At 56.7% G+C, this 22652-nt stretch carries 25 protein-coding genes; 11 read left to right on the top strand and 14 right to left on the bottom strand.

The genetic code is table 11. From position 1 onward, the window contains the following. Positions 1–100: 100 nt before the first annotated feature. The gene (locus ACMGG1_RS17635; protein WP_046374221.1) at positions 101–538 is read right to left on the bottom strand and encodes a PACE efflux transporter; all 438 of its coding nucleotides are present in this window, start codon (positions 536–538) and stop codon (positions 101–103) included. Between the two features lie 128 nt (positions 539–666). Between ACMGG1_RS17635 and ACMGG1_RS17630 the strand changes: the two genes are divergently transcribed. Further along, positions 667–1560 (top strand): LysR family transcriptional regulator, encoded by an 894-nt coding sequence (locus tag ACMGG1_RS17630; protein WP_261103526.1) that lies wholly within the window; start codon positions 667–669, stop codon positions 1558–1560. 75 nt (positions 1561–1635) lie between these two features. Continuing rightward, a complete protein-coding gene (locus tag ACMGG1_RS17625; protein WP_048761285.1) occupies positions 1636–2262 on the top strand; it encodes a LysE family translocator in 627 nt (208 codons plus the stop codon). A 2-nt stretch (positions 2263–2264) separates the two neighbouring features. Here ACMGG1_RS17625 and ACMGG1_RS17620 read toward each other — a convergent pair whose 3' ends face one another. Both ACMGG1_RS17620 and ACMGG1_RS17615 read right to left on the bottom strand, forming a co-directional pair. After that, positions 2265–2828: a DedA family protein gene (locus ACMGG1_RS17620; protein WP_020825754.1), complete on the bottom strand. Its 564-nt coding sequence runs from the start codon at positions 2826–2828 to the stop codon at positions 2265–2267. A gap of 50 nt (positions 2829–2878) precedes the next feature. Then, the gene (locus tag ACMGG1_RS17615; RefSeq protein ID WP_104410909.1) at positions 2879–3559 is read right to left on the bottom strand and encodes a DJ-1/PfpI family protein; all 681 of its coding nucleotides are present in this window, start codon (positions 3557–3559) and stop codon (positions 2879–2881) included. A 91-nt stretch (positions 3560–3650) separates the two neighbouring features. Between ACMGG1_RS17615 and ACMGG1_RS17610 the strand changes: the two genes are divergently transcribed. The 3 genes from ACMGG1_RS17610 (at position 3651) to pbpG (ending at position 6838) form a co-directional block, all read left to right on the top strand. Next, positions 3651–4595, top strand: coding sequence for a GlxA family transcriptional regulator (locus ACMGG1_RS17610; RefSeq protein WP_142816438.1), 945 nt, complete (start codon positions 3651–3653; stop codon positions 4593–4595). Between the two features lie 47 nt (positions 4596–4642). Beyond that, complete coding sequence (locus tag ACMGG1_RS17605; RefSeq protein ID WP_046374218.1) at positions 4643–5746, top strand: adenosylhomocysteinase; 1104 nt, start codon at positions 4643–4645, stop codon at positions 5744–5746. Positions 5747–5908: 162 nt separating this feature from the next. Next, positions 5909–6838, top strand: coding sequence for a D-alanyl-D-alanine endopeptidase (pbpG, locus tag ACMGG1_RS17600; protein WP_020825758.1), 930 nt, complete (start codon positions 5909–5911; stop codon positions 6836–6838). Positions 6839–6873: 35 nt separating this feature from the next. Here the strand turns inward: pbpG and ACMGG1_RS17595 are convergent, their stop codons facing one another. Further along, positions 6874–7329, bottom strand: a complete 456-nt coding sequence (locus ACMGG1_RS17595; RefSeq protein ID WP_046374217.1) for a GNAT family N-acetyltransferase — start codon at positions 7327–7329, stop codon at positions 6874–6876. 82 nt (positions 7330–7411) lie between these two features. Between ACMGG1_RS17595 and ACMGG1_RS17590 the strand changes: the two genes are divergently transcribed. The 5 genes from ACMGG1_RS17590 (at position 7412) to ACMGG1_RS17570 (ending at position 11657) form a co-directional block, all read left to right on the top strand. Then, positions 7412–7816, top strand: coding sequence for a VOC family protein (locus ACMGG1_RS17590; protein WP_041414313.1), 405 nt, complete (start codon positions 7412–7414; stop codon positions 7814–7816). A gap of 65 nt (positions 7817–7881) precedes the next feature. After that, positions 7882–9201 (top strand): sensor histidine kinase, encoded by a 1320-nt coding sequence (locus ACMGG1_RS17585; RefSeq protein WP_414160903.1) that lies wholly within the window; start codon positions 7882–7884, stop codon positions 9199–9201. Next, a complete protein-coding gene (locus tag ACMGG1_RS17580) occupies positions 9201–9821 on the top strand; it encodes a response regulator transcription factor (protein WP_020825762.1) in 621 nt (206 codons plus the stop codon). Before ACMGG1_RS17585 ends, ACMGG1_RS17580 begins: the two co-directional genes overlap by 1 nt. Before the next feature lie 159 nt (positions 9822–9980). Beyond that, complete coding sequence (locus tag ACMGG1_RS17575; RefSeq protein WP_128863953.1) at positions 9981–10478, top strand: GlcG/HbpS family heme-binding protein; 498 nt, start codon at positions 9981–9983, stop codon at positions 10476–10478. 258 nt (positions 10479–10736) lie between these two features. Continuing rightward, positions 10737–11657 carry a DUF808 domain-containing protein gene (locus ACMGG1_RS17570; protein ID WP_046374213.1) on the top strand — a complete coding sequence of 307 codons (921 nt, stop codon included), beginning with the start codon at positions 10737–10739 and terminating at the stop codon, positions 11655–11657. Between the two features lie 219 nt (positions 11658–11876). On the opposite strand, the gene ACMGG1_RS17565 is transcribed toward ACMGG1_RS17570, so the two are convergent. From ACMGG1_RS17565 to ACMGG1_RS17530, 8 genes are all read right to left on the bottom strand, one after another. Next, complete coding sequence (locus ACMGG1_RS17565; RefSeq protein ID WP_261103512.1) at positions 11877–12413, bottom strand: GNAT family N-acetyltransferase; 537 nt, start codon at positions 12411–12413, stop codon at positions 11877–11879. Positions 12414–12610: 197 nt separating this feature from the next. After that, the gene (locus tag ACMGG1_RS17560) at positions 12611–13636 is read right to left on the bottom strand and encodes a MerR family transcriptional regulator (RefSeq protein WP_020825768.1); all 1026 of its coding nucleotides are present in this window, start codon (positions 13634–13636) and stop codon (positions 12611–12613) included. 288 nt (positions 13637–13924) lie between these two features. After that, the gene (locus tag ACMGG1_RS17555; protein WP_130015940.1) at positions 13925–15154 is read right to left on the bottom strand and encodes a cysteine desulfurase-like protein; all 1230 of its coding nucleotides are present in this window, start codon (positions 15152–15154) and stop codon (positions 13925–13927) included. Further along, positions 15151–15765, bottom strand: a complete 615-nt coding sequence (locus ACMGG1_RS17550) for a 2OG-Fe dioxygenase family protein (RefSeq protein ID WP_104410908.1) — start codon at positions 15763–15765, stop codon at positions 15151–15153. Before ACMGG1_RS17550 ends, ACMGG1_RS17555 begins: the two co-directional genes overlap by 4 nt. A 346-nt stretch (positions 15766–16111) precedes the next feature. Continuing rightward, the gene (locus tag ACMGG1_RS17545; protein WP_116690963.1) at positions 16112–16924 is read right to left on the bottom strand and encodes a MetQ/NlpA family lipoprotein; all 813 of its coding nucleotides are present in this window, start codon (positions 16922–16924) and stop codon (positions 16112–16114) included. Between the two features lie 189 nt (positions 16925–17113). Further along, on the bottom strand, positions 17114–17950 hold the full coding sequence (locus ACMGG1_RS17540) for a DUF1460 domain-containing protein (RefSeq protein ID WP_262244515.1): 837 nt from the start codon (positions 17948–17950) through the stop codon (positions 17114–17116). Between the two features lie 103 nt (positions 17951–18053). After that, positions 18054–18596, bottom strand: a complete 543-nt coding sequence (locus ACMGG1_RS17535) for a GNAT family N-acetyltransferase (RefSeq protein WP_201895613.1) — start codon at positions 18594–18596, stop codon at positions 18054–18056. Then, positions 18593–19063 carry an acyltransferase gene (locus tag ACMGG1_RS17530; RefSeq protein WP_048761311.1) on the bottom strand — a complete coding sequence of 157 codons (471 nt, stop codon included), beginning with the start codon at positions 19061–19063 and terminating at the stop codon, positions 18593–18595. The genes ACMGG1_RS17535 and ACMGG1_RS17530 overlap by 4 nt, the downstream gene beginning before the upstream one ends. A 204-nt stretch (positions 19064–19267) precedes the next feature. Here ACMGG1_RS17530 and ACMGG1_RS17525 point away from each other — a divergent pair, with 204 nt between their 5' ends. Beyond that, entirely contained in the window at positions 19268–19858 is a 591-nt protein-coding gene (locus ACMGG1_RS17525; RefSeq protein WP_020825776.1) for a Yip1 family protein, read from the top strand. Between the two features lie 53 nt (positions 19859–19911). On the opposite strand, the gene ACMGG1_RS17520 is transcribed toward ACMGG1_RS17525, so the two are convergent. Next, a complete protein-coding gene (locus ACMGG1_RS17520; protein WP_128863959.1) occupies positions 19912–20763 on the bottom strand; it encodes a DMT family transporter in 852 nt (283 codons plus the stop codon). 342 nt (positions 20764–21105) lie between these two features. Continuing rightward, the gene (locus ACMGG1_RS17515) at positions 21106–22647 is read right to left on the bottom strand and encodes a flavodoxin domain-containing protein (RefSeq protein WP_414160902.1); all 1542 of its coding nucleotides are present in this window, start codon (positions 22645–22647) and stop codon (positions 21106–21108) included. Positions 22648–22652: the final 5 nt, after the last annotated feature.

The raw sequence follows: 22652 nt of genomic DNA, 5'->3' as shown, positions 1-22652 counted from the left end.
TTAATGGGTGAGGTGAAAGGAGGGGGATAATAAGACCTCCCAACCTGTGGTGATATTGTCCGCAGGCGGGAGATAATAAAGGGAGAGATTTGGCCGATTTTTAGGCGGATTCACCGGCCGGCAGAGCCGAAGTCGGCAGGCCGAATACCTTGTCGAACACCCAGTTAAACACAAAGGTGTAGCACGGGATAATCACTATCAGGGCCATATCCAGCAGCAGCGCCTGCCACAGCGTAATCCCCATCCACCAGGCAATCAGCGGGATCAGGTAAACCACTAACGTTAATTGAAAGCCTACGGCGTGCAGAATACGGCGTTTAAGCGTACGGCCGCGTGAGGCCTGGCGACTTTCCCACAGCTCAAACAGCGAGTTGTAGATGAAGTTCCAGGTGACGGCGATAGTGGTAATGATCACCGCCAGCGGCCCGGTGCTGCTGGGGGCGCTGCCGGAAAGCAGCGCCAGCCCGAGCGCTGAGATCGCCATGCCGATAATTTCATAGGCGGTGACATACACCAGTTTGCGTTTAACGCCTTGCATTACTCATCTCCTGACTGATTTCTTGGCTTTGTGGTCGAGTGACCTTTTGCCGTCTGGCGGGTAAGATAACGTCAACTACATTGATAGAAAAAGTCAGGAGCTGTCAGTTTTACTGACAGGAAGGCGCAATGAATTTTTCCAGCGACAATATTGAGCTATTTCTGGCGGTACTGGATCGCGGTTCGTTTTCCGCCGCGGCCCGATCGCTGCGCCGCGTACCTTCGGCGGTGAGTATGGGGATCGCCAATATGGAGGCGGAACTGGGGTTTCAACTGTTTGATCGTTCGCACCGCGAGCCGGTGCCGACCGCGTTGGCATTGGCCCTGGCGCCCCATGCGCGACTGATAGCCGAACAGCTTAAGCAGTTGCAGAACCACGCTATCGAACTGTCGCAAGGGCTGGAGAGCACCTTGTCGATTGGCGTTGCCTCGGACATCAACAGCAGCGGCCTGCTGACGGCGATCAACACGCTGGCAGAGCGCTATCCGCTGCTGAATATTGAAGTGCTGACCGCTCCGCAGGATGACGTGGTGCATATGCTGCATCAAGAGCGAGTCGACGTTTGCCTGGCATTTGGCGGACTAAACATCAACAGCCAGGAACAGTTTCACTTCGTCGGCGCGGAATCGCTGGTTGCCATGCTTTCGCCACGGCACCCGGCGTTGCAGGAGGCGCCGGATGAGCTGTTCCTCGAGGATTTGGTCAACGTGCGGCAGATAATGGTGGCCAGCCGTGATTTGCCGATCGCCGATCTGCGGCCGCGGGTGGCGGAATCTTACTGGCGCACCGACAGCCTGCCGATGGCGCTGAACATGGTCGAGGCGGGTTTGGGGTGGGGCAATTTCCCGCTATCGCTGACCGCACCATTGTTAGCTCAGGGGCGGTTGATCAGGCTGAAATTTAAAAACACCAAAAATGAGCTGCGATTGCCGATACACCTTGTCTGGCTGAAAAGCCGACCGTTGGATAAGGCCGCCCGCGAACTGGTGGCCCTGATGCGCGACGCGTCGCAGGCGGAATAATCCCGGCGGCCGTATTGCTTTTGTTTTCATCGCTGAGCTACTTTGAACCGTGGCATTTACGAAGGAGCAAAAAGCATGATCAGCGAGACGGCATTATCGGTATTGAGCATTACTGGCGCCATTGCGCTGGGGGCAATGAGTCCGGGACAAAGCTTTATTCTGGTGGCGCGTACGGCCGTGGCATCGTCGCGCCGCGACGGTATGGCAGTGGCGCTGGGTATGGGCGTCGGCTGCTTTATTTTTGCACTGGTGGCTCTGTTGGGGCTTCAGTCATTGCTGTTGGCATTGCCATGGCTGTACTCCACGCTGAAAGTGCTGGGGGGCGCTTACCTGGTCTACCTGGCGTTCAAAATGCTGCGTGGGGCGAGTCAACCGTTGAACGTGGAGGCCGTCGGCGCGCAGTCTCTGGGCCTTCGCAAGGCCTTTACCACGGGGCTATTGACCCAGTTGAGCAACCCGAACACCGCCATCGTGTTCGGCAGCGTGTTTGCCGCCTTGCTCAGCCATAAAATCTCGCCGCTGATGTACATTATTCTGCCGGTGATCGCCCTGACGGTTGACGTCCTCTGGTATGCCTTCGTGGCCTTTGTGTTGTCATCACCACGTCCGCGTCGCGCCTACCTGCGTTTTAAAGCCTGGTTCGATCGGGTAGGCGGCGGAGTGTTGGCCTTGCTCGGTGTGAAACTGATGCTGAACCGATAAGCTTAATCGGCATGCCGACGGCGCCACCAAAACCGTACTAGCAGAATGGCGGCGATCACCAGCGCGCAGAACAGCACGCTGGTGAGTCTTTTGTCGAAGCCCGAGATAAAGCGGCCGATCGCCTCGCCACCAAAATAGCCCAGCAGCACAAAGATTGTCGCCCACAGGATGGCGCCCAGAATGTTCAGTGGTACAAAGCGCGACGGCGGCAGCTTGCTGGCGCCGATCAGAACCGGGCCGATAATGCGGAAGCCATACATAAAACGTACGCCAATCACGAACAGCATTGGGTGGCGTGCGATCAGCTTTCTGGCGCGTTCGATGCGTTTTTCCTGGCTTTTCATGCGTGAAATGACCCGTCCGCCGAAGCGACGGCCCAGGAAAAACAGCAGTTGATCCCCAAGCGTGCCGCCCAACGCCACCACCGCAATAACCCAGGGCAGATGTAACAGTCCCTGATGTGCCGCAATGCCGCCCAGCAGCGTGATGGTTTCGCCTTCGGCCAGACAGCCGATAAACAGCGCCCAATAACCGTAGTCCGTAATGTAGTGGGCTAAATCCGCCATTCTGATCCCCTATGTCTTTAACACATAAGGTTAAGTATACGCCCTGTGCGCTAGCCGCGGGCGGCAATCTGCGCCACCAACGCCCGACGTTGCCGCAAACTGTCGGCCATTTGCGCCTGAACCCGAGCCAGAACATGCGCCGGCGCCAGTTCCGGCGTCCCTCCCTGGAAAGGCGGTGCCGGCGCATATTCCAGATACAGTTGGATCATTTGCGCGGTTTCCTCATCGTGCAATTCGGCGATTAATGCCAGCGCGAAATCGATGCCGGCAGTCACGCCGCCGCCGCTGATGACGTTACCGTCACGCTCTACCCGGGCATGACTGGGGAGGGCACCGAACAGCGCCAGGCTTTCGCGCATGCTCCAGTGACAGGCGGCGCGTTTGCCTTGCAGCAAACCGGCAGCGGCCAGGATCAGCGAACCGGTACACACGGAGGTCAGATAGCGGGCATCAAGTCCCAGACGGCGGATCTGGCTCATGAAGGCGTCGTTTTCCAGCGCCTGGGTGCAGCCGGCGCCGCCCGGTACGCACAGCACGTCGCAGCGCGTGACTTCTTCCAGCTTCTGCAACTGGGTAAAGTGCAATCCTTCGGCGCTGATATCTGCGCCACCGACGGAGGCCACGACAATTTCGGCCCCCGGCATGTGTCGCAAGAACTGCAGTGGCCCGGTAAAGTCCAACTGGGTGACGCCCTGATAGATCGGAAAAACAATCACTAATGGTTCAGACATGATATTCGCCTCAGTTTTGTCATTTGCTTTGGGTCATAATAGCGGCCCTGTTTTTGGCTGATATGACGGATAACCCTCAAAAAGCGCCATGATGAAAAATATCGGCTTTGTGGTCTTCCCCGGCTTTAACCTGCTCGACTTCGCCGGGCCACTGGCGGCCTTTGATAATGCCAACCAGTTTACGGCGACCCAGTCCTACCGGTGTCTGCCGCTCTCGGAGCGGGGCGGCAGCGTGGTGAGCTCTTCGGGTGTGGAAGTGCTCACTCAGCCGTTTGGCGAACATCGCCTTGATACGCTATTGATTGCCGGAGGCAGCGGCAACGTCGTCGCCACCCAGTCGGCGGGGCTATTGGCGTTTCTGCACCGGCAAAGCCGGCAGGCACGGCGCATGGCCAGCGTGTGCACCGGCGCATTTATACTGGCGGCTGCCGGGTTGCTGGACGGCAAGCGCGCGACTACTCATTGGTACCATGCCGCACGGCTGCAACAGAGTTATCCGCGTATCCGCGTCGACAGCAATCGTATTTATATCCGCGACGGTGCGATCTGGACTTCGGCGGGCATCACTGCCGGTATCGATTTGGCGCTGGCGATGGTCGAGGAAGATCTCGGCAGCGCATTGGCGGCCAGCGTGGCGCGGCAACTGGTGGTGTATCACCGGCGTCCGGGCGGGCAGTCGCAGTATTCCTTGCTGCTGGAACTCAACCCGTCTTCAGATCGCATTCGCAACGCGCTCTCTTATGCTCGCGAACACCTCCATCATCCGCTGACGGTGGGCGATCTGGCGGACGCGGCCTGTCTGAGCGAGCGGCAGTTTGGCCGCTTGTTCCGCGCCGAAACCGGCCAGACGCCGGCCAAGGTGATTGAACAATTGCGAGTCGAGGCCGCCAGGGTCAGGATTGAAGAAGGTCACGAAGCGCTGGAGAGCATCGCCCGCGCCGTCGGGTTCAGTGACCCGGAGCGTATGCGGCGGGCCTTCATCCGTCTGTTTGGCCTGTCGCCACAGGCGATAAAGCGCCTGAGCCGCAGCGGTTAAATCATTCTGCCGTGCCCCGGTGGCGCGGCGCAGTAGAGGAGCGACAGATGTATCAGGATTTTGAAAGTGAGCTGAACTGGGCGATGCGCCACATGCCGCGTACCCGGGCGGCCGTTGCTGCACTGCCGGATTTAAGCGGCGTGCGTCTGGCGTGCAATATGCACCTGGATCTGAAAATGGCCCCGCTGGTGGCGGGTCTGTTGGATAAGGGCGCTGCCATCTATCTGACCACCTGCAACCCGACCACGGTGCAGGATGACGTGGTCGCCTGGCTGGAACGCCGTGGGGCACAGGCTCACGCCTGGCGCGACATGAGCGACGCCGATTGGTCGGCATCGTTTGACCGCGCTCTGGCCTGGGGGCCTACCCACCTGTGCGAAATGGGGGCGGATCTGACTACCCGCCTGCACCAGTCTGCCGACGGCCCGCAGATTATCGCCGGGCTGGAAGCGACAGGTTCCGGCATCAGTCGACTGAACGGTATGGCACCGCGCTATCCTATTTTTAACTGGGACGATTTGCCGGTAAAAGAAGGGCTGCATAACCGTCACATGGTCGGCTTGACCGCCTGGCACACCTTCTTCCAAACCACCCATTTGACGCTGCATGAGAAATGCGTGCTGGTGATTGGCTATGGTTTGGTTGGGCAGGGCGTTGCGGCCGCGGCGAAAGCTTACGGCGGCCAGGTGATCGTGGCGGAAATCGATCCGGCGCGTGCGCTGCAGGCGCGTTATGACGGCTGGGCGGTCGTTGATTTGGCCAGTGCGGTCGGCCAGGCCGATGTAATTGCCACGGCAACCGGGGCAAAAAACGTGCTGTCAGCGCAGCATCTGCAGCAGGCGAAAGACGGGGTGTTCATCCTCAACGTCGGCCATGTAACGGCGGAAATTGACGTCGGTTTCCTGCAGAACCTGCCGCACAGCGAGCCTATGCCGTTTGTGAATGCCTACCAACTTGGCGACAAGCAGTTGTACTTGTTGGCCAACGGTTCAATGTTCAACCTGACGGCGGGCTACGGCGACAGTCTTAACGCCTTCGATGTGACGCTGGCGGTGATGGCGGCAGGCATTGGCCATATCGTCGGGGACGGCGCACGCCAGGCCCCTGGGTTGTACCTGTTGCCGCAGTCGGCTTGGCAACCGGCACTGTAACTTTTTCAACGCGGGCGTTCATCCCAGAGCGCTCGCGGTTTGCGCAATTATCTCTCCGACAGAATTTGTCACAAATCGGCTGACATAATCCCAGTGCCAACGGAAGATCCCTCACATATAATTCGGCCAAATAAGACCTTCATCTTCTTCAGTGACAGAGTAATGCATGTGAAAAAACGTGTTTTGGTACTAGCCCTGCTCGCTTTGCAGGCAGGGGCAGGCTTCGCGCCGCGCGCGCTGGCCAGCGAAAATAACGCCGTCACCCGGGCCGCCCAGCCTGAGCTGGCTTCCGGCAGCGCCATGGTGGTGGATATGCAGACCCACAAGGTGATGTATGCCCGCAACCCGGATGAAGTGGTGCCGATCGCCTCCATCACCAAGCTGATGACGGCAATGGTGACGCTGGACGCCCATCTGCCGCTGGATGAAATGCTGTCGGTAGATATTCACCAGACGCCGGAGATGAAAGGGGTCTATTCGCGCGTACGGCTGAACAGTGAGATCAGCCGTAAAGATATGCTGCTGTTGGCGCTGATGTCGTCGGAAAACCGCGCTGCCGCCAGTCTGGCGCATCATTATCCAGGTGGGTACGGTGCATTTATCAAAGCGATGAACGCCAAAGCCAGGGCGCTGGGCATGACCAACACGCGTTATGTGGAACCGACCGGGCTGTCGATCAAAAACGTCTCTACCGCACGCGACCTGACCAAACTGTTGATCGCCACCAAGCAATATCCGCTGATTGGCCAGCTCAGCACCACCACCGAACGCATGGCGAGCTTCAAGGATCCGAACTATACGCTGCCGTTCCGCAATACCAATCATCTGGTATACAACCCGAAATGGAACATCCAGTTGACCAAAACCGGCTTCACTAACGAAGCGGGACACTGCCTGGCGATGCGCACCATGATCGGCAGTCATTCCGTGTCGCTGGTGGTGCTGGACGCCTTTGGCAAGTATACCCACTTCGCCGATGCCAACCGCCTGCGCAGTTGGATCGAAACCGGTAAGGTGACGCCAATCCCTGCCGCTGCCCGTGACTACCGTCGTCAGAAAGACGCCCGTCTGGCGAAGAACGAAACCGAATAATCGATGCTGTGGCCTGCGGAGCTGTTCGCAGGCCGTTACCGTCCCTCAGGACGCCGGATCACAAAACCCCGCTCCCGATCGCCGTCGAACCCGGCGCGCAGATACAGCTGATGTGCCCCGGTGCGCTGTTGACCGGAGAGCAGCATCACTTTGTAGCAACCTTTCCGCCATGCCAGTTGCAATGCGTATTCAAGCATCGCTAAAGCAATACCTTGTCCGCGATACGCCTGAGCAGTGACCACGTGCTCAATGATGCCGAAGGGTTGCCCCTGATGCACCAGCCCCGGCACCATCGCCAGCATGCAGGTCGCCACCGGTTGGTCATCGACCACGCTGACCACCAGACGAATCGCCGGGTTGTCCAGCAGGCGTTGCAAAGTACGCTGGGCATTATCCGGGCGCAGCGGCTGATCCTGCGGGCGTAACTCTCTGTACAGCGCCTGCAGGCCGGCAAGATCGCTCAATTGGGCCTGACGGTGGATGACGGTCATATTTCCTCCTTTCAATCGCCGTGAAGGCGTACCCATCCGCTATCATCAATTAATACCATATTGCACGCGAGGGCAGCATCCCATGAGCCACGTTTCTACCTTTGTCATGTTTCAGGGCCAGGCCCAACAGGCGATAGATCTTTATAGCGAACTGTTTGCCGGTTTCCAGGTTCAGCAACTGCTGCATTTTGATGAGCGCGATGGCGGGCCGCGACGGATCAAGCAGGCTACCATCGATTTTGATCGGCATAATCTGGTGTTTATTGACAGCCCGGTCAGCCATGACTTCAGCTTTACCCCGGCGGTCTCGCTTCATGTGAACTTAGCCACCGAGGCGGAGCTTGAAAGGATTTTCGCCCGCTTGGCAGAGGGCGGCGAGGTGCTTATGCCGATTGATGATTATGGTTTCAGCGCGCGCTTCGGGTGGTTGAACGACCGCTTTGGCCTGTCCTGGCAACTGAACGTGCCTGCCGGTGATGCCGGCTGAGATACCCGCACCCGCTCTTTTATGGTATTTAAGCGTTCAGAAAATTTGCGCAGGGATGGATGGGTATGTTCAAGATAATGGGCTGGTTAGCGTTGGCTCTGCTCTCCAGCGGCGGGCTGACAGCCTATTTTTTGCAGCAGCAGTACGAAGAGAAAAGCGCTGATTTTCGTATACTTTATCGCGACGTGACGGTGAAGCTTTCACAGCACGACGCCATCATTCCGCTATTGCCGGCCAGCCAATACAGCCGGGAAGTGCAGAGGATCTTTCCGCAAATCATCCATTGGCGTTCTCATCCTGGTATTGAACCGCGACGGCTCATCGTCGTGGAACAAAATGGGCGCTACTGGCTCAATGCCGGTAACCAGTCGTTGTTGATCGATCTGAACCAATTGATGAACGAATTGGTGGGAGAAAACGGCTTCCGGCACCTGGTGGTGCGTTGGAACGGTCAGACCTTATTTGAGCGCGGGGCGGCGCAGGCTTCCTACTATTGGCAATGGGAAAAGGTGATAGCCAGCCATTCGCAGCCTTTTGTGCTGGCCGCCGGTGACGATCCGAACTGGGCTACGCTGCCCTGGCCCCTGATCCTGTCCCCTGCATTGTTCTGGGGACTGGTGCTTTACTTGATTAACCAATATCGAACCAACCGTCGGCGGCGAGATATCGCCGATCTGCGTGCCCATTACGCCGAGATCACACGGCTCAATACCCTGGGCGAACTGACCGCCGGTATCGTGCATGAACTTAACCAGCCCCTCACCGCGATTTTGAGTTACAACCAAACGGCCTTGCGTCTGGTTCGGCAACAGCACACCGAACAACTGCCGCAGTTGCTTGAGGCCGCCGTGGTTCAGATCAAGCGCACCGACGCATTGCTGCAGCAATTTCGTCAGAAGCTGACCAGTGAGCGAGTCGATTATCAACCCGTCGCGCTGGGCGCACTCTGGGCCCGGGTGAGGACGCTGTTGGACAATGAAATTCGGGGCAATAAAGTCAAAATTAACAGCAGCGTTCCTGACAATTTGCCCAGGCTGTTTGCTCCGCCGCTGTGGATAGAGCAAATTCTGCACAACATCGCCAGCAATGCGATTCAGGCGCAAGAAAATAATGCTGTCGGGACGGCCTGGATCAACCTGGCAGCCACGGCCACCGACGAGGGGATTGCTTTAACCCTGACTGACGGTGGCCCAGGGCTATCGGAACAGGCTCTACAGCATGTCTTTATGCCGTTTTTCACCACGCGCGCCCAGGGCATAGGATTGGGAATGGCCTTGACGGATACGCTGATCCAACGTCTTAACGGCACCATCGAAGCGACGAATATTGTCGGGCAAGGGGCCTGCTTCCGACTCTGGTTACCGATACACCCTGAGGAGAGATGATGAACCAAACCATTTACCTTATTGACGACGAACCGGCCATTCTCTCCTCGCTTAGCGCCTTGCTGGGTACCGTCGGTTGGCAAACCCGTACTTACAGCAGTGCGCTGGCGTTTCAGCAAGGCGTCGGTGAGCTGCATGGTTTAACCGGCTGTCTGCTGCTGGATATCAGGATGCCGGGCAAAACCGGGCTGACGCTGTTGGAGGAATGGCAACGGCAAGGGTTGGCGATCCCGGTGATCATCATGACCGGGCACGCGAACATTGATTTATGCCGCCGGGCCTTCAAAAACGGCGCCTTCGAATTCCTGACCAAACCGATCGACGCCGATTTACTGTTCGAAGTGGTCGGCAGCGCATTGGAACAGCAGCAGAACTTGCAGGAGCGGCAACAAAAAATACGCCTGATGCAACACCGGCTGGCTACGTTGACTGCCCGCGAACAGGATATTTTTGAGCACATTATGCAGGGGAATTCGAGCAAGGAGATCGCTCGCGTTTTTGCACTGTCGCCGCGCACCGTGGAGGCCCACCGAGCCAATATCTTCGCCAAGCTGGACGTCAACTCTTTGCCCAAACTGATGAACGAATATGGCGAGCTGGCGCTGCTGAAAAAAATGTAACAACGCTTTGTTATTGATGAAAATGGGGCGCAAGTCCCGTCCCAAGGGCATTCTAGGTAAAATTACTTAATCGCGTAGGTAATCACGCCAATAGTGTGCTGCGGCTGCACCTTTTACTATCCCTGATATCCACAAGGGACAAGCAAGGAGCAAGCCAGTATGAAAATCATCATTTCAAGCATCATTTTACTCAGCAGCGTGACGTCGTTCGCCAGCATGGCCGGTGGCGTTCTCAGTGAAAAAAACCTTTCCCTCGACCTGGCCGATAAACTGGCTCAGAGCGCTATTCAGGCCTGCAGTGCGAAAAACTATAACGTCGCCGTCACGTTGGTCGATCGCGCCGGTACCCCGCTTGTCATCAAGAAAATGGATAACGCCGGTCCGCATACGATCGAAGCCAGCCGCATGAAGGCGTTTACCGCCCTCAGCACCAAAAACCCGACGGAAAACGTGATGAAGAATGCTCAGGCTAATCCAGGGGCGGCAAACCTGCGCGATATCCCGGGCTTCCTGTTGCTGGCAGGTGGCGTACCGGTGAAATCTGGGGACCTGGTCATCGGTGCCATTGGCATTGGTGGGGCACCGGGCGGGGATCTTGACCAGCAGTGCGCGCTGGAGGCCTTGAAAAATAACCAGAGCAGCCTGAATGCGGGGTGATCTTTTTTAACGGTTACCGCCGCTTCTTAGGGGGCGTTAACCTGATGACCGGCACGGCTATACGCTTTCACCCACTGGATGATTTGCTGCAACCACCTGGGCAATCATCCAGCAATACTTCCTGTTTATCCCCCGCCTCTCCTCCCAATCGTTATTTCTCCACTAAAATATTCATTAGCAAATCGACAATCATTAATGTTGTAGTATGAATCTCGACGAAGAGATCGTGACTCGTGAATATGAAAAGGATGAACCACTTTGGCTGGAAGTAGCTTACTGACTTTAATCGACGATATTGCCTCACTGCTGGACGACGTCTCGCTGATGACCAAGATGGCGGCGAAAAAAACCGCCGGGGTATTGGGAGACGATCTGGCACTTAACGCACAGCAGGTCACCGGCGTAAAGGCCGATCGCGAGCTGCCGGTGGTGTGGAGCGTGGCCAAGGGCTCGTTTATCAACAAGGCGATTCTGGTGCCGTTGGCGTTGCTGATCAGCGCATTTGCCCCTTGGGCGATCACGCCGCTGCTGATGGTGGGTGGGGCTTACCTGTGTTACGAAGGGTTCGAGAAGGTGTTCCACAGCCTGACCCACAAAAAACAGGATGGGGAAGAGAATAAAGAGGCGCTGAACGCCAATGAAGACGTGGCGGCCTATGAACAACGCAAGGTGAAAGGGGCTATCCGCACCGATTTTGTGCTGTCGGCCGAAATTATTGCCATTACTCTGGGCACCGTGGCCGGGGCGACCTTCAGCCAGCAGGTGATTGTGCTGTGCGGTATCGCGATTGTGATGACGGTGGGGGTTTACGGCATCGTGGCCGGTATCGTCAAACTCGACGACCTGGGGTTGTATCTGAGCCGTAAAAGCAGTGCGTTGGCCCGCTCAATCGGCAGCGGTATTGTCAGTGCGGCACCTTATCTGATGAAGACCCTGTCGGTAGTCGGCACCATCGCCATGTTTATGGTCGGGGGCGGTATCCTGACCCATGGCTTGCCGCCGGTGCATCATTTGTTTGAGGACTGGGCGTCGTACGCCACCGTGGTGCCTACCTTCGGTCAGATCCTGCAGGGCGTGATTCCCGCCTTGCTCAACGTGGTGTTTGGTCTGGTTGCCGGCGGCGTAGTCCTACTGGTGGTTTCGGCTCTGGGGGCGATCCGGGGACGTTTAAAGGCCTAAGCTAATCCCGCGCCTCTCGGCGCGGGGTCATTTAAAAGATCAGCTTGAACACGCCGGTGATGGTGAGCAGGCCAACGATAAAGATAATAGCGACAATCCACAGAATGATTTTCATTCGTCTCTCCCAATTGATTTGAATGACGGCGCGAGTTTTCGCTAACCTGATGAAATCATTATTTACTGTAGTCGATAATTCGCAAATTGCTCGCTGCAAGCCCATCAGGGGGGATTGTCGCCACCTGCGCCTAACGCACGCTGCATGATATGGGTGTCGCGCCACTTACCCAATTTAAACCCTACCGCCTTTAGCGTCCCCACGCTGCCAAACCCCAATTTTTGATGCAAGGCCAGCGAGCCATGGTTTTCCCCGGCATTGCCGACGACAGCCAACATTTGGCGCCACGGCCCCCGTTCGCAGCGGGCAATCAGCTCGATCAGTAACGCTTTGCCGATGCCCTGACCCTGTTGCCCTTCGGCGATATATACCGATTCTTCCACGGTGAATCGATAGGCTGGACGCGGTCGATAAGGCGTGGCGTAACAGTAGCCCACGACGAGATGATCCCGCTTGGCCACCAGCCAGGGCAGCCCTGCCTCTTGCACTTTGCCCAGCCGCTGCCGCATTTCTTCCTGCGTGGGGGGCGTTTCTTCAAACGAAGCGGCGCCGAATAACACGTGATGGGCGTAAATCTGTTGGATGGCGGCTATGTCGTCCGGCGTAGCGTCGGTGAGGATCAGCGGAGCGGTGTGGGGCATAGTGATTCATGTTTACCTTGGAAATCAGAAGATAAGCGCATTATGCGCCGCGCCTGGCGACAAGGAAAATTGGGCTTTCTTATGCTGAAGATAAAAAAAAGTTATACCCATCCGCGAAACGAAAAAATGGCGCATGACGATCTTCGCCATGCGCCGGGAGCCGCTGCGAGCAGCATTCGGACGGGGAAAAAACCGGGCTAGCCGCGCATGAAGTGCGCCACCGCCTGCTGCAGGTAGCGTAATAGCGGCGGGGTCAGCCAGGTGCCTTCCGTCAGCGTCGGTTCCTGCTCCATGGCCTGGCGGATTTTCATCTGGGTGGCCGGGTGGGGACCGGCGTAGGACTGGAACAGTTCAAGCCATTGGGCTGCCAGCTGTTTTGCCCGCGCTGACTCTGGCGGTATGCCCTCATTCAGCGCCTGATGGAACTGGGCGATCAGTGCCGGCCATTCCTGCAGGCGGGTAAAGTAGTGCTGGCGCACATGGGCGTATTCTTCCGCCGACAGGTATTTTTGGTAGATTGACAGCTTGGTTTCGGCGAATGCACGGGTCACATAGTCGGTCATAGCCGGGGTAATGCCGGTTTGTTCGCGTATCGCGGGCTCATCGGCATGCATGGCGTTGAGTCGGGTGAGAAACGCCGGATTACGCGCCGTATCGCGTTCCAGCATCAGCATCCAACGACGCGCCAACGCCTGGGCCTGCAACGCTTGAGGTTCAACGCCGCCATCGATCAACTGGCGCATGCTGCTGACCAACTCAGCCCACTCCTGATTGCGGCTCGGGTCGGCCTGATAGAAAGGCAATTGGGCCAGTTCGTCTGCGGTAAAATATTTATCGTACATGGTCATTAACTCCAACGTAGTCAGCCAGTCGTTCAGTTCCGGTTCGTCTCCGGCGGTGAGCTGAGCATGCATATGCTGCAGACGATCGCGCAGCGCGGCGGTCTGTTCCAACTGCCGCTCCAGCATGACGATTTGCTGTTCTATCACCGAAGTGAGCGCCATCCCCGAACGCGCCAAAATTGCCCCGACCTCTGCCAACGAGACGCCCATTCGGCGTAATGCCTGAATGTGGTGCAAGCGAGTGATGTCAGCCCGGTTGTATAAGCGATACCCGGCGTCGGAACGCGCAGAAGGAACCAGCAAGCCAATGCTGTCGTAATAATGCAGCGTCCGGACGGTAATGCCGGAACGGCGGGCCAGTTCGCCCACTTTCAATAACATCGGTGTGCTCCTCCCTTGTGCGTTCCGGGATACTAAAACCTGACGTAGCGTGAGGGTCAATAGCGGAGTTAAGGATATTTTTGGCAACGGAGGAGGGCGTTTGCCTTAGGGAATACTGGCGAAGTGCTCTGTTGTTTCGTAGTAGGGGCACTGCATGCTGCGCCCTATTACATAATCAACAGATTAAATCGGGTGAACATGTTCGCCCCTTACCGACTTAACCCATATGCAGGGGTGTCAGCCGTATGAGCCCAGCCAGGGGGCTGGGCTTTGTGGATCTATGTGCTGCTACCTTTCGCTGACGAGCAGCTCAAACAGCGTGTCGATTTCCTGCAGGGTGTTGTAATGCATCATTCCAATGCGCAATACGCCGCCGCTGTCTTGCAGGTTCAGCCGTTGGATTAAGCCTTGCGCATAGAAGTGCCCGCTGCCGACGCAGATATTGTGCCGGCCTAATCGGCGCGCAACCTGTTCGGGGGCATGTCGCTTAAAGGTCAGTGCAAAGGTGGGCGTGCGGCGTTGGCAATCCGCCTGAGGGGAACCGTACAGTTGCACATCGTCTATTTGCTGTAAGCGCTGCAAAAAATAGCGGCACAGGTTCTCTTCATGGCGATGGTAGTCGGCAAAACTTTCCTGCAACCGCTGCCTTAAGGACGCACCGGGCGTTCCCCATTGCGCCAGGTAGTCAACGGCTGCCGTGACTCCTGTCAGCCCTTCAAAACTCTGAGTACCCGTCTCAAAACGTCCTGGCCCCACGTCGGTAGCCGGTTCGACTTTATAGGGTTGCAGCCGCTGTAACCACTGCGGCGCGATATAGGCCATGCCGATGTGCGGACCAAAGAATTTATAGGCGGAGCACACTAAAAAATCACAGCCCAATGCCTGCACATCGATCAGATTGTGTGGGGCATAGTGCACGGCATCGACATAAACCTGAGCGCCGACCCGGTGAGCGGCTTCGGTGATGGTTTTAATATCGACGATGCTGCCGGTCACGTTGGACGCGTAGGTCACTGCCACCAGACGGGTTTTAGCGGTGATCTGTTCGCACAGTCGGGCAACATCCAAAGAACAGTCTGCTTGTTGCAGGGGGATTTGATGCACGGTGACTTGTTTATCGTTTGCCGCCTGTTGCCAACTGGAGACATTGGCGTAGTGATCCAGTTCGGTGACGATAATCTCATCGCCGGCCTGCCAGTGACGGCTAATGATTCGGCTGAGATGGAATGTCAGCGAGGTCATATTCATGCCAAAAATGATGTTATCGGGCGTCGGCGCGTTTAATAAGGCGCGCACCGACTCCCTGGCATTATTCATCACTTCGCCGGTCACGTGGCTGGAAAAATAGTGCCCGCCCAGATTGGCGTTATATTTCCCCAGGTAGTCAGTCATTTTTTCCAGTACGCCTCGTGAAACCTGAGACCCACCAGGGCCATCGAAGAAGATCACCGGTTGATCGTTATAATGCTGGGTCAGCGCGCTAAACTGGGCTCTGGCGAGTTCGGGCGTAAAGGTCATGCTTTTTCTCCGCGGGCAGTCAGGACAAAGATATCCAGGTGTCCTTCTTCTTCCGGGACAATGGCGCTGATCGGCGTGGCGTTATGCCATAACTTGCTGTCCGCCAGTAAAACGGCTTCGCCGTCCGCCAGCGCTTTTTTAAAGAAGGGAGGCTGGTGATTATCGGCGTATAACATGATTTCGCCGCCGACAATATTCTGCCGATGAATAGCAATCATCGCGATATGATCAAAACCATCCTGATGGATCCCTTCCGGCGCGACCTGCGTTTCATTATGAATGGCGACCACGCGCATCTGGTGAATTTCTATCTCCGCGCCTTCGGGTAAATCATTACTTTCCGCGAATAGATTACACATTTCATCCATGCCGGCGCTTTGCAACACGTCGCTATCAATGGGTTCAAAATGGCGTACCACGTTGCCCTGGAAGTGATTGATCTCATCGGACTGCACGAAATTGCGTTGGCCAACCTCTACCACATGGCCATTGAGATGTTTGACTACCGAATAGCGCCGTAAGCGGTATTTTCCGTCAGCGTGTTGTGTATGGGGCAATGCAGAAAACGACGGCGTTAATTGTTGGGTGGCCTGACGGCTAAGCGTAGTCATACTTATTACGTTTTCGTGTTTCTGTAACATAATCACCTCTAATATTATTGAATGATGACTTTGTAGGGAGGTATTTCGATTGAATTGTAGTCGACACTTTTGCCAAAGCAATTTTTGGCCGTCGCCCCGCAAATGTGGCTGTAAACGGGGATGAACGCAGTGAATGTTGGGTGTTGCGCGGCCGATGGTTTACCCGATGCGGTGAGGCTGGCGTTCGGGGCTGTAATGAGCTGCGGAATGGTTTTGACTGGCTGCCGGACCGAGCGCGGCGATGGTCGGGGACTGAACCTGGGGAGAGATTAAAAGTGCGAGCACCTGCACAGGTGCTCGCCAGTGGAGCGCTGTTTTACCAGCCTTTGACCGCTCCGCCGTTAAAGATCTTTTCGGCGGCTTTGGCCACTTCATCCGACTCGTAGGCTTTGATGAAGTTTTGTACGTTCGGCGCGTCCTTGTTGTCTTCACGCGTCACGATGATGTTGGTGTACGGCGAATCCTTGTCTTCGATGAAAATGCCGTCTTTGGTTGGCGTCAGGCCAGTTTGATTAATGTAGGTGGTGCTGATGATTGCCACGGTGACTTTCGGATCATCCAGCAGCTGTGGCAGCTGTGCGCCTTCCAGCTCCATAATCTTGTAGTTATGCGGGTTGGCGCTGATATCCAGTGAGGTCGGCAATAGCCCCTTGCCCGGTTTCAGCTTAATCAGGCCAGTTTTTTCCAGCAGCAGCAGCGCACGGCCGAGGTTGGTGGGATCCAGCGGAATAGCGATAACCGCGCCGTCCTGCAGCTCTTTCAGCGATTTGATTTTTTTCGAATAGCCGGCCATCGGGAACACAAAGGTATTGCCTACCGCCACCAGTTTGTAGCCGTGATCTTTATTCTGTTGTTCGAGGAATGGCCGGTGTTGGAAAACGTTGGCATCCAGTTCACCTTTGTCGGTGGCGTCATTGGGCAGCAATGAACCGCTGAAACCGACCAGTTCAACATCCAGGCCGTACTTCTCTTTCGCCACCTGCTTGGCGACTTCTGCCACGTCCTGTTCCGCGCCGTTGATGACCCCTACCTTGATGTGATCCCGATCGGTTTTCTGTTCACAGCCCTGCAGTGCCAGCACCGCGGCAAACGCCGCCAGCAGAGGGGTATAACGCCAGCTTTTGGTCATCGAGTGCTCCCTGAAAAAAACAATGAAATCAGTTGGTTTTGTGCTGCTAGCTAAGCCTGAACCTGCGGGGAAGTCAAACGCTTGCTCAGCACAAACGCTTATAGCTCATAACGGGAAGTTTTAAATCCCCCTCTTGCAAAACGCTACGCCGTTAGCGGCAAGCGCAAAGCCTGAAGGGGGAGGGGAATGTTATTTGGCGCGCAGCACCACGATGCCTGGCGTAGCCTGGACGTACTCCATAAACGGCGAGTCCACCACCTGCATATTCTCTTTACGCGACGAGGCATTACGCAATACTGGGCCGTTTTCGGTCATGATATAGATACCGGTATGGGTGACGTCCAGACCGGCCAGGTTGGTATAAATACCGATGTAATCACCGGTGTGCAACCGGGCCAGAACCTTGTCGTCAATCGCCTCGCTGGGCAGGTAGGTAATGCTGCGTCGAACGTTTTTCAGCCCTGGCAGATAGCTGCTGCCGTCTGATTTTTGATTGAGGTTTTTCACCAGCGTCACGGTATGCGGGCTGAGCGTGGCTGTAATGTCCGTTACGTTGGTTTTGGCCTGATGCGACCAGTCGGTGAAGAAGTGTTTACGCTTCAGGAAGCTGATATCGCCATTGGCATAGCGGATTTGAATCAGCCGCTGTACAAAGTCAGCCTGGCTGTTGGCCTGGCGCAGCGCATCGACATAATCGATGTAGGTGAAGCAATCCAGACCGCGGAAGTCGATCACCAGTTCTTCCGGCGTAGTCTGCGAGCCAATCAGCCGGTTGGCGACGTAGGGCGTACCGAGGAAAGGTCGCGACAGCAGGTCGATCATGCGGCCGTTATCCTGCCGTTGCTCGGGCGTTGCCTTGGCGCGCAGGGCGAGAAGCTCATTGAGTTTGTTTAACGTGTCGTTGTCCATGCTGGCCTTGAGATCTGCAGGTGGGGTAGTGATGGGTTCAGGTGTTTGCCCGACCGGAATTTTATCTGCACAACCGCTAAGCGCAATAGCCAATATCATTGAAACTACCTTGTACATTTTACCCTCCAATGGTTCGGCTTGTGATCGTAGAAATGATAACAGTTCTCACCATGGCCAGGATGGTTAATGTTTAAACATAGCCTCAACGTTCGGCGATCGCTTAATACCCGATTTCGCTGTTAAACGGCAAATACCAGAACAGGGCAATTTCGTGATCGGGAATATCAGGTTGAGCACGATACAGCAGATGATCGATGCCGCCGAGGATAAACCCAAAGCGCTGGTAGCAGCGGCAGGCAGGCAAATTGGTGTTTTGCGTTTCCAGCATCAGCCCGGCGGTTTCGTGACGATGCGCCCAGAGTCGTGCGCTCTCCAGCAGCGCCGTGGCGACGCCGAGTCGGCGCACATGAGCACTGACGACAATCTCCTCGATGAGCGCATAGCCATTCCAGTTATTGCTCAACGTGATATGGCCGACCGCCTCCCCGCGATGACGTGCCAGAAAGGTTTCGCTTTCATCATTGACGAACGGTGCCAGTGGGTAGTGCTTGCGAAACGGCGTCACCGGCAGCAGCGGCCAGCTGTCAATCGGCGCGTTGAAAATAGGTTGGGCGTAGTGGGCAATCTGAAAGCTGAAGTCGCAGCCGGTCAAGTATCCGTCGGGCAACTGGGTCACCGGGGTAATTTGAATCGCTTCGCTCATGGGGTCAGTTCTCTTAGCAGGCGGGCTGGATTGCCGGCGTAAATCCCCTTGCGGGTGATGTTTTTGGTGACCACCGCACCGGCGCCGATCACCACTCCGCTGCAGATTTCCACCGCCAGTACCGTGGCGCCGGACCCGATGGAGACGCCGTCGCCAATCCGCGTGCGGCCCCAGCTTGCCGGATCGGCATTGGGGGCGCCATCTTTGAACAGATCGTTGGCGAAGGTCACGTTGTGGCCGATAAAACAGTCCTCGCCGATGGTGACATATTCGCAGATAAAGCTATGAGACTGGATTTTACTGCGGGCGCCAATGCTGACGTTTTTTTGGATTTCGACAAAGGGGCCGACGAACACTCCGTCACCGAGTCGGCAGCCGTACAGATTACAGGGCTCTACGACGGTGACATTTTGCCCGGCGTCGACATCGACGATGCCGACCTGGCGAATCTTGATGGCGGATGACATGGCATTCCTCACGGCGGATAAGCAGGCGGGAATTATAAAACAAACTGCCGCCGCGTCTGCGCTTTCTGAACGTTTTTTCAGCGAAAGACTATAATTAGTACAGGGGAGAGAGCCCCGTGGCCGCAATCCTCGCACGGTTAGCAATCCGTCAGAGGGGTAAATTCGTTCGCCGATCGCGACCTACGGCGATGGAGGAGGTGTCTCATGGTTAATCATGTTTGGGGACTTCTGGCGCATCCAAGCACCGAGTTCGAACACATTAAAAGCGAGAACGAAAGCGTCTCGCACCTTTACACCCACCACGTGCTGTTGCTGGCGTTGATCCCGGTGATCTGCGCGTTTATCGGTACCACCCAACTGGGCTGGCTTTCCGGCGAAGGGCACGCCATCCGGCTCGATATGTTTACGGCTTCCTATACGGCGGTCGCGTTTTACCTGCTGATGCTGGCAGGCGTAGCTATCATGGGGAAAGTGATCCACTGGATGGCGCGCCGTTATGAGGTTCGTCCCAGCTTGCATCGTTGCATGGTGTTCGCCGGTTATGTCGCCACCCCGATGTTCCTCAGCGGCATCGTGGCGTTATATCCCGTGGTGTGGTTGTGTCTGTTTGTCGGCGTGATTGGCCTGTGTTATTCAGGCTATCTGCTGAACCTGGGCATACCTCACTTCCTGAATATCGACAGTAAAGAAGGTTTTATTTTCTCCAGCTCTACCTTTGCCATCGGCATCCTGCTGCTTGAGTTACTGCTTGGGGTTACGGTGCTGCTGTGGGGGTATGGTTCCTGGTTGTTCTGAAGTGATTGAGTGTTAGCCCCTCACGCCGGCCTGGCGTGAGGGGCTTTTGCTATTTAAGGTTGGCGAAACACCAGCATCACCCCGAGCAGAATGGCCGCCATGCCCAGCATGCTGATGGCCGCCAGCGCATGGCCGAGAAGCAGATAGTCCAGCAGGGCGGTTACCGCCGGGATCAGATAAAACAGGCTGGTAACCTGCACCAGATTGCCGCGCTGAATCAGCCGGTACAGCAGGAAGGTGGCCAACACCGAAATCACCACCGCCATCCACAGCAGCGGCAGAACAAATGCCAGGCTCCAATCGACCCGCAGCGGTTCAAACGGCAGCACCAGCGAACACATCAGCAGCCCAACCGCATACTGCAGCGGTAATACCGCCAGCGGCGGTTGGCTCAGCCCTTTTTGCAGCAAAGTCCCGGCGGTCATGCAGCCCAGCGCGATAAAGGCGCACAGCATACCGACCAGTGAGAAGTGGGCAATCATCAGGCTTTGATACACCACCAGCGTCAGTCCGGCCATCGCCAGCAGCAGGCCTAAGCCGCGCAACCCTGAGCAGCGGCGTTCGGTAATGAACTGGGTGAGTATCGGCTGAACGCCGAGCAGCGTCGCCAATACGCCGGGGGTAATGCCCTGTTCCAGCGCCAGCAAATAACAAATCTGATAGCTGCCGATCATCAGCAGACCGATCAGCGCCACCCGAAGACGGGTGCCGGGAGCCGGCAAGCACTGCCGTTGCCACAGGCCGATAGCCAACAGCAGCGCCAGTGCGATGGCGCAACGAAAGAAGAGAAAAGCGAAGGCGGAAGCATGCTCCAACCCCCAGCGCGAGAAAATTGCGCCGCTGCTCCAGAGCAGAACGAATAGCGTAGCCAGGCCGGCGTTGGCCCAGTGAGAAATCAATCGCATTTTGTTTTCACCTGTCGTGAAAATAACAAGCTCCAGCACGCGCGGCGTTCTACGCCTGAGCGCAAAGCAAGGAAAGCTGGAGGTGAGAAATTCGGTTTGGCTTAACGCACAACCACGGCGTGTGGTGGGTAAGCGGCTACCGCGGTAACGACAGAGAAAACGGCGGGTGGGGCTGAGGATGCGCACAGCAGAACGACGGCCGCAAGCGGCGTGTTCGCAGGATCGGTATCGTGCGCAAACTCTGTCATGGATATTCCTGAATACAGGGAGTGATTAACCTCTTCAAGATAGTCAAGTTTGGCGGAGGGCGCAACCTAAAAACGGCGCACTCCGCAACCGTTCTCAGTACAGCTCCAGATGCAGACGCCCTTGTTGCGTCAGCCTTTGCCACAGGCTGTCCGTCGCGGTTTCGTCCCCTGGAGCACAAGCCTTTTCCAGCGCCTGCGCGACGGCGGTTTCAAGATACTGTCGGTTGCCGCACAGGTAGAGGTGTGCCCCCTTAAGCAACAGCTCCCTCACGTAATCGGCATGTTCTTCGATCGCGTGCTGCACGTAGTATTTGGCGGCACCATCGCGGGAAAACGCGGTAATGAGCCGATTCAGTACGCCATTCTTGCACAGTGACTCAAGCTCTTCGCGGTATAGGAAGTCTTCGTCGCGGCGTTTTTCGCCGAAGATTAAGGCGGTTTCTCGCTGTCCGCCGTCGATCGCCATTTCACGCAGCAAGCCTATCAACGGGGCGATACCGGTACCGGTGCCGATGAACAGCACGGGAGTTTGCGGATCGTGTGGCAGGTAGAAGTTGGGATTGGCGCGGCAGAAGACACGGAAGGGGCCTGGGTTATCGAGCAACCAGCCGGTGGCCGTGCCGTTTCGGGTGCGCCCATTACGCTCGTAGCGAACCTCGCGAACGCACAAATCCAGGCTGTCTTCTCGCGAAGCCGAAGCGATCGAATAGGCGCGCGGTAAGCAGGCAGGGAGCAGCGTTAGCAGATCATCCAAAGTGACCGACTGCGGCGTGCAAAACTCTTGCAGCACGTCCAGCAGATCGGCGCCGTACAGGTAGGCTTCCAGCGCTTTGCGCTGGCGGATTTTCAGCATCCCCTTAAGGTCTTCGCTGCCGGCAAGCTGCGCCAGTTCGCGCAATATCGCTTTGCTTATTTGGCGCAGTTCCCGGCGGCGCAGCGCCTCTGCGGCCTCCGGCCGGTCGAGCCAGGCTGACAGACGAAGCCGTAAATCCTCGTCGTTTTCCGGCAACAGGTAGAGCGTATCGCCTGCCCGGTAGGCGATGCCGCTGCCGCTGATATCCAGACGAAGATGCCAGGCATGCGGCGCGCGAGCACTGAGCGAACGGCGCTCCAGCAGGCCGGCGGCAAAAGCATTGTCCTCGCCATAGGCGGTGACGCGCAGATGCAGATCGCGACCGGCCTGCCAATCCCCCGCAATCACCTGTTCCACTACGGCTGACCAGGTAGTGAAAAAGCTCTCGAAGTTTATGTCGGCATCAACGCGGTTGACGATGGCCTGCGCGCCGCGTTCGGACAACCCGGCGTCAAGCCATTGCGTGAAACCGCAAAAATGCGGGTACGCCGTGTCGCCCAAGCCGAAAATGGCGTAGCGCAGGTGCGTGAGGTTTGGCGTGTGTGCCAGAGCGTCGAAAAAAAGCTCGGCGTTGGCGGGCGGCTCCCCGTCACCAAACGAACTGGATACGATAAGCAATAGGTCGCCTTTCCCCAGGTTTGCCGGTGAAATTTCGTTGAGGGTCAATAGGGTGGGGGCGTAAGGGTGCAGAAAAGGTAACTCGCCCAAACGCGTAGCCAGCGCCTGGGCTTTGCCCGATTCCGAACCGTAGCCAATCAGGATACGTTCGATGATATCGGCCATGTTTC

Origin of the sequence: Serratia sp. BNK-12 (assembly GCF_047456085.1) — a bacterium.
Taxonomy (GTDB): domain Bacteria; phylum Pseudomonadota; class Gammaproteobacteria; order Enterobacterales; family Enterobacteriaceae; genus Serratia; species Serratia liquefaciens.
The sequence above is the reverse complement of the archived record's forward strand: the minus strand, read 5'-3'. Positions and strand labels throughout refer to the sequence as shown.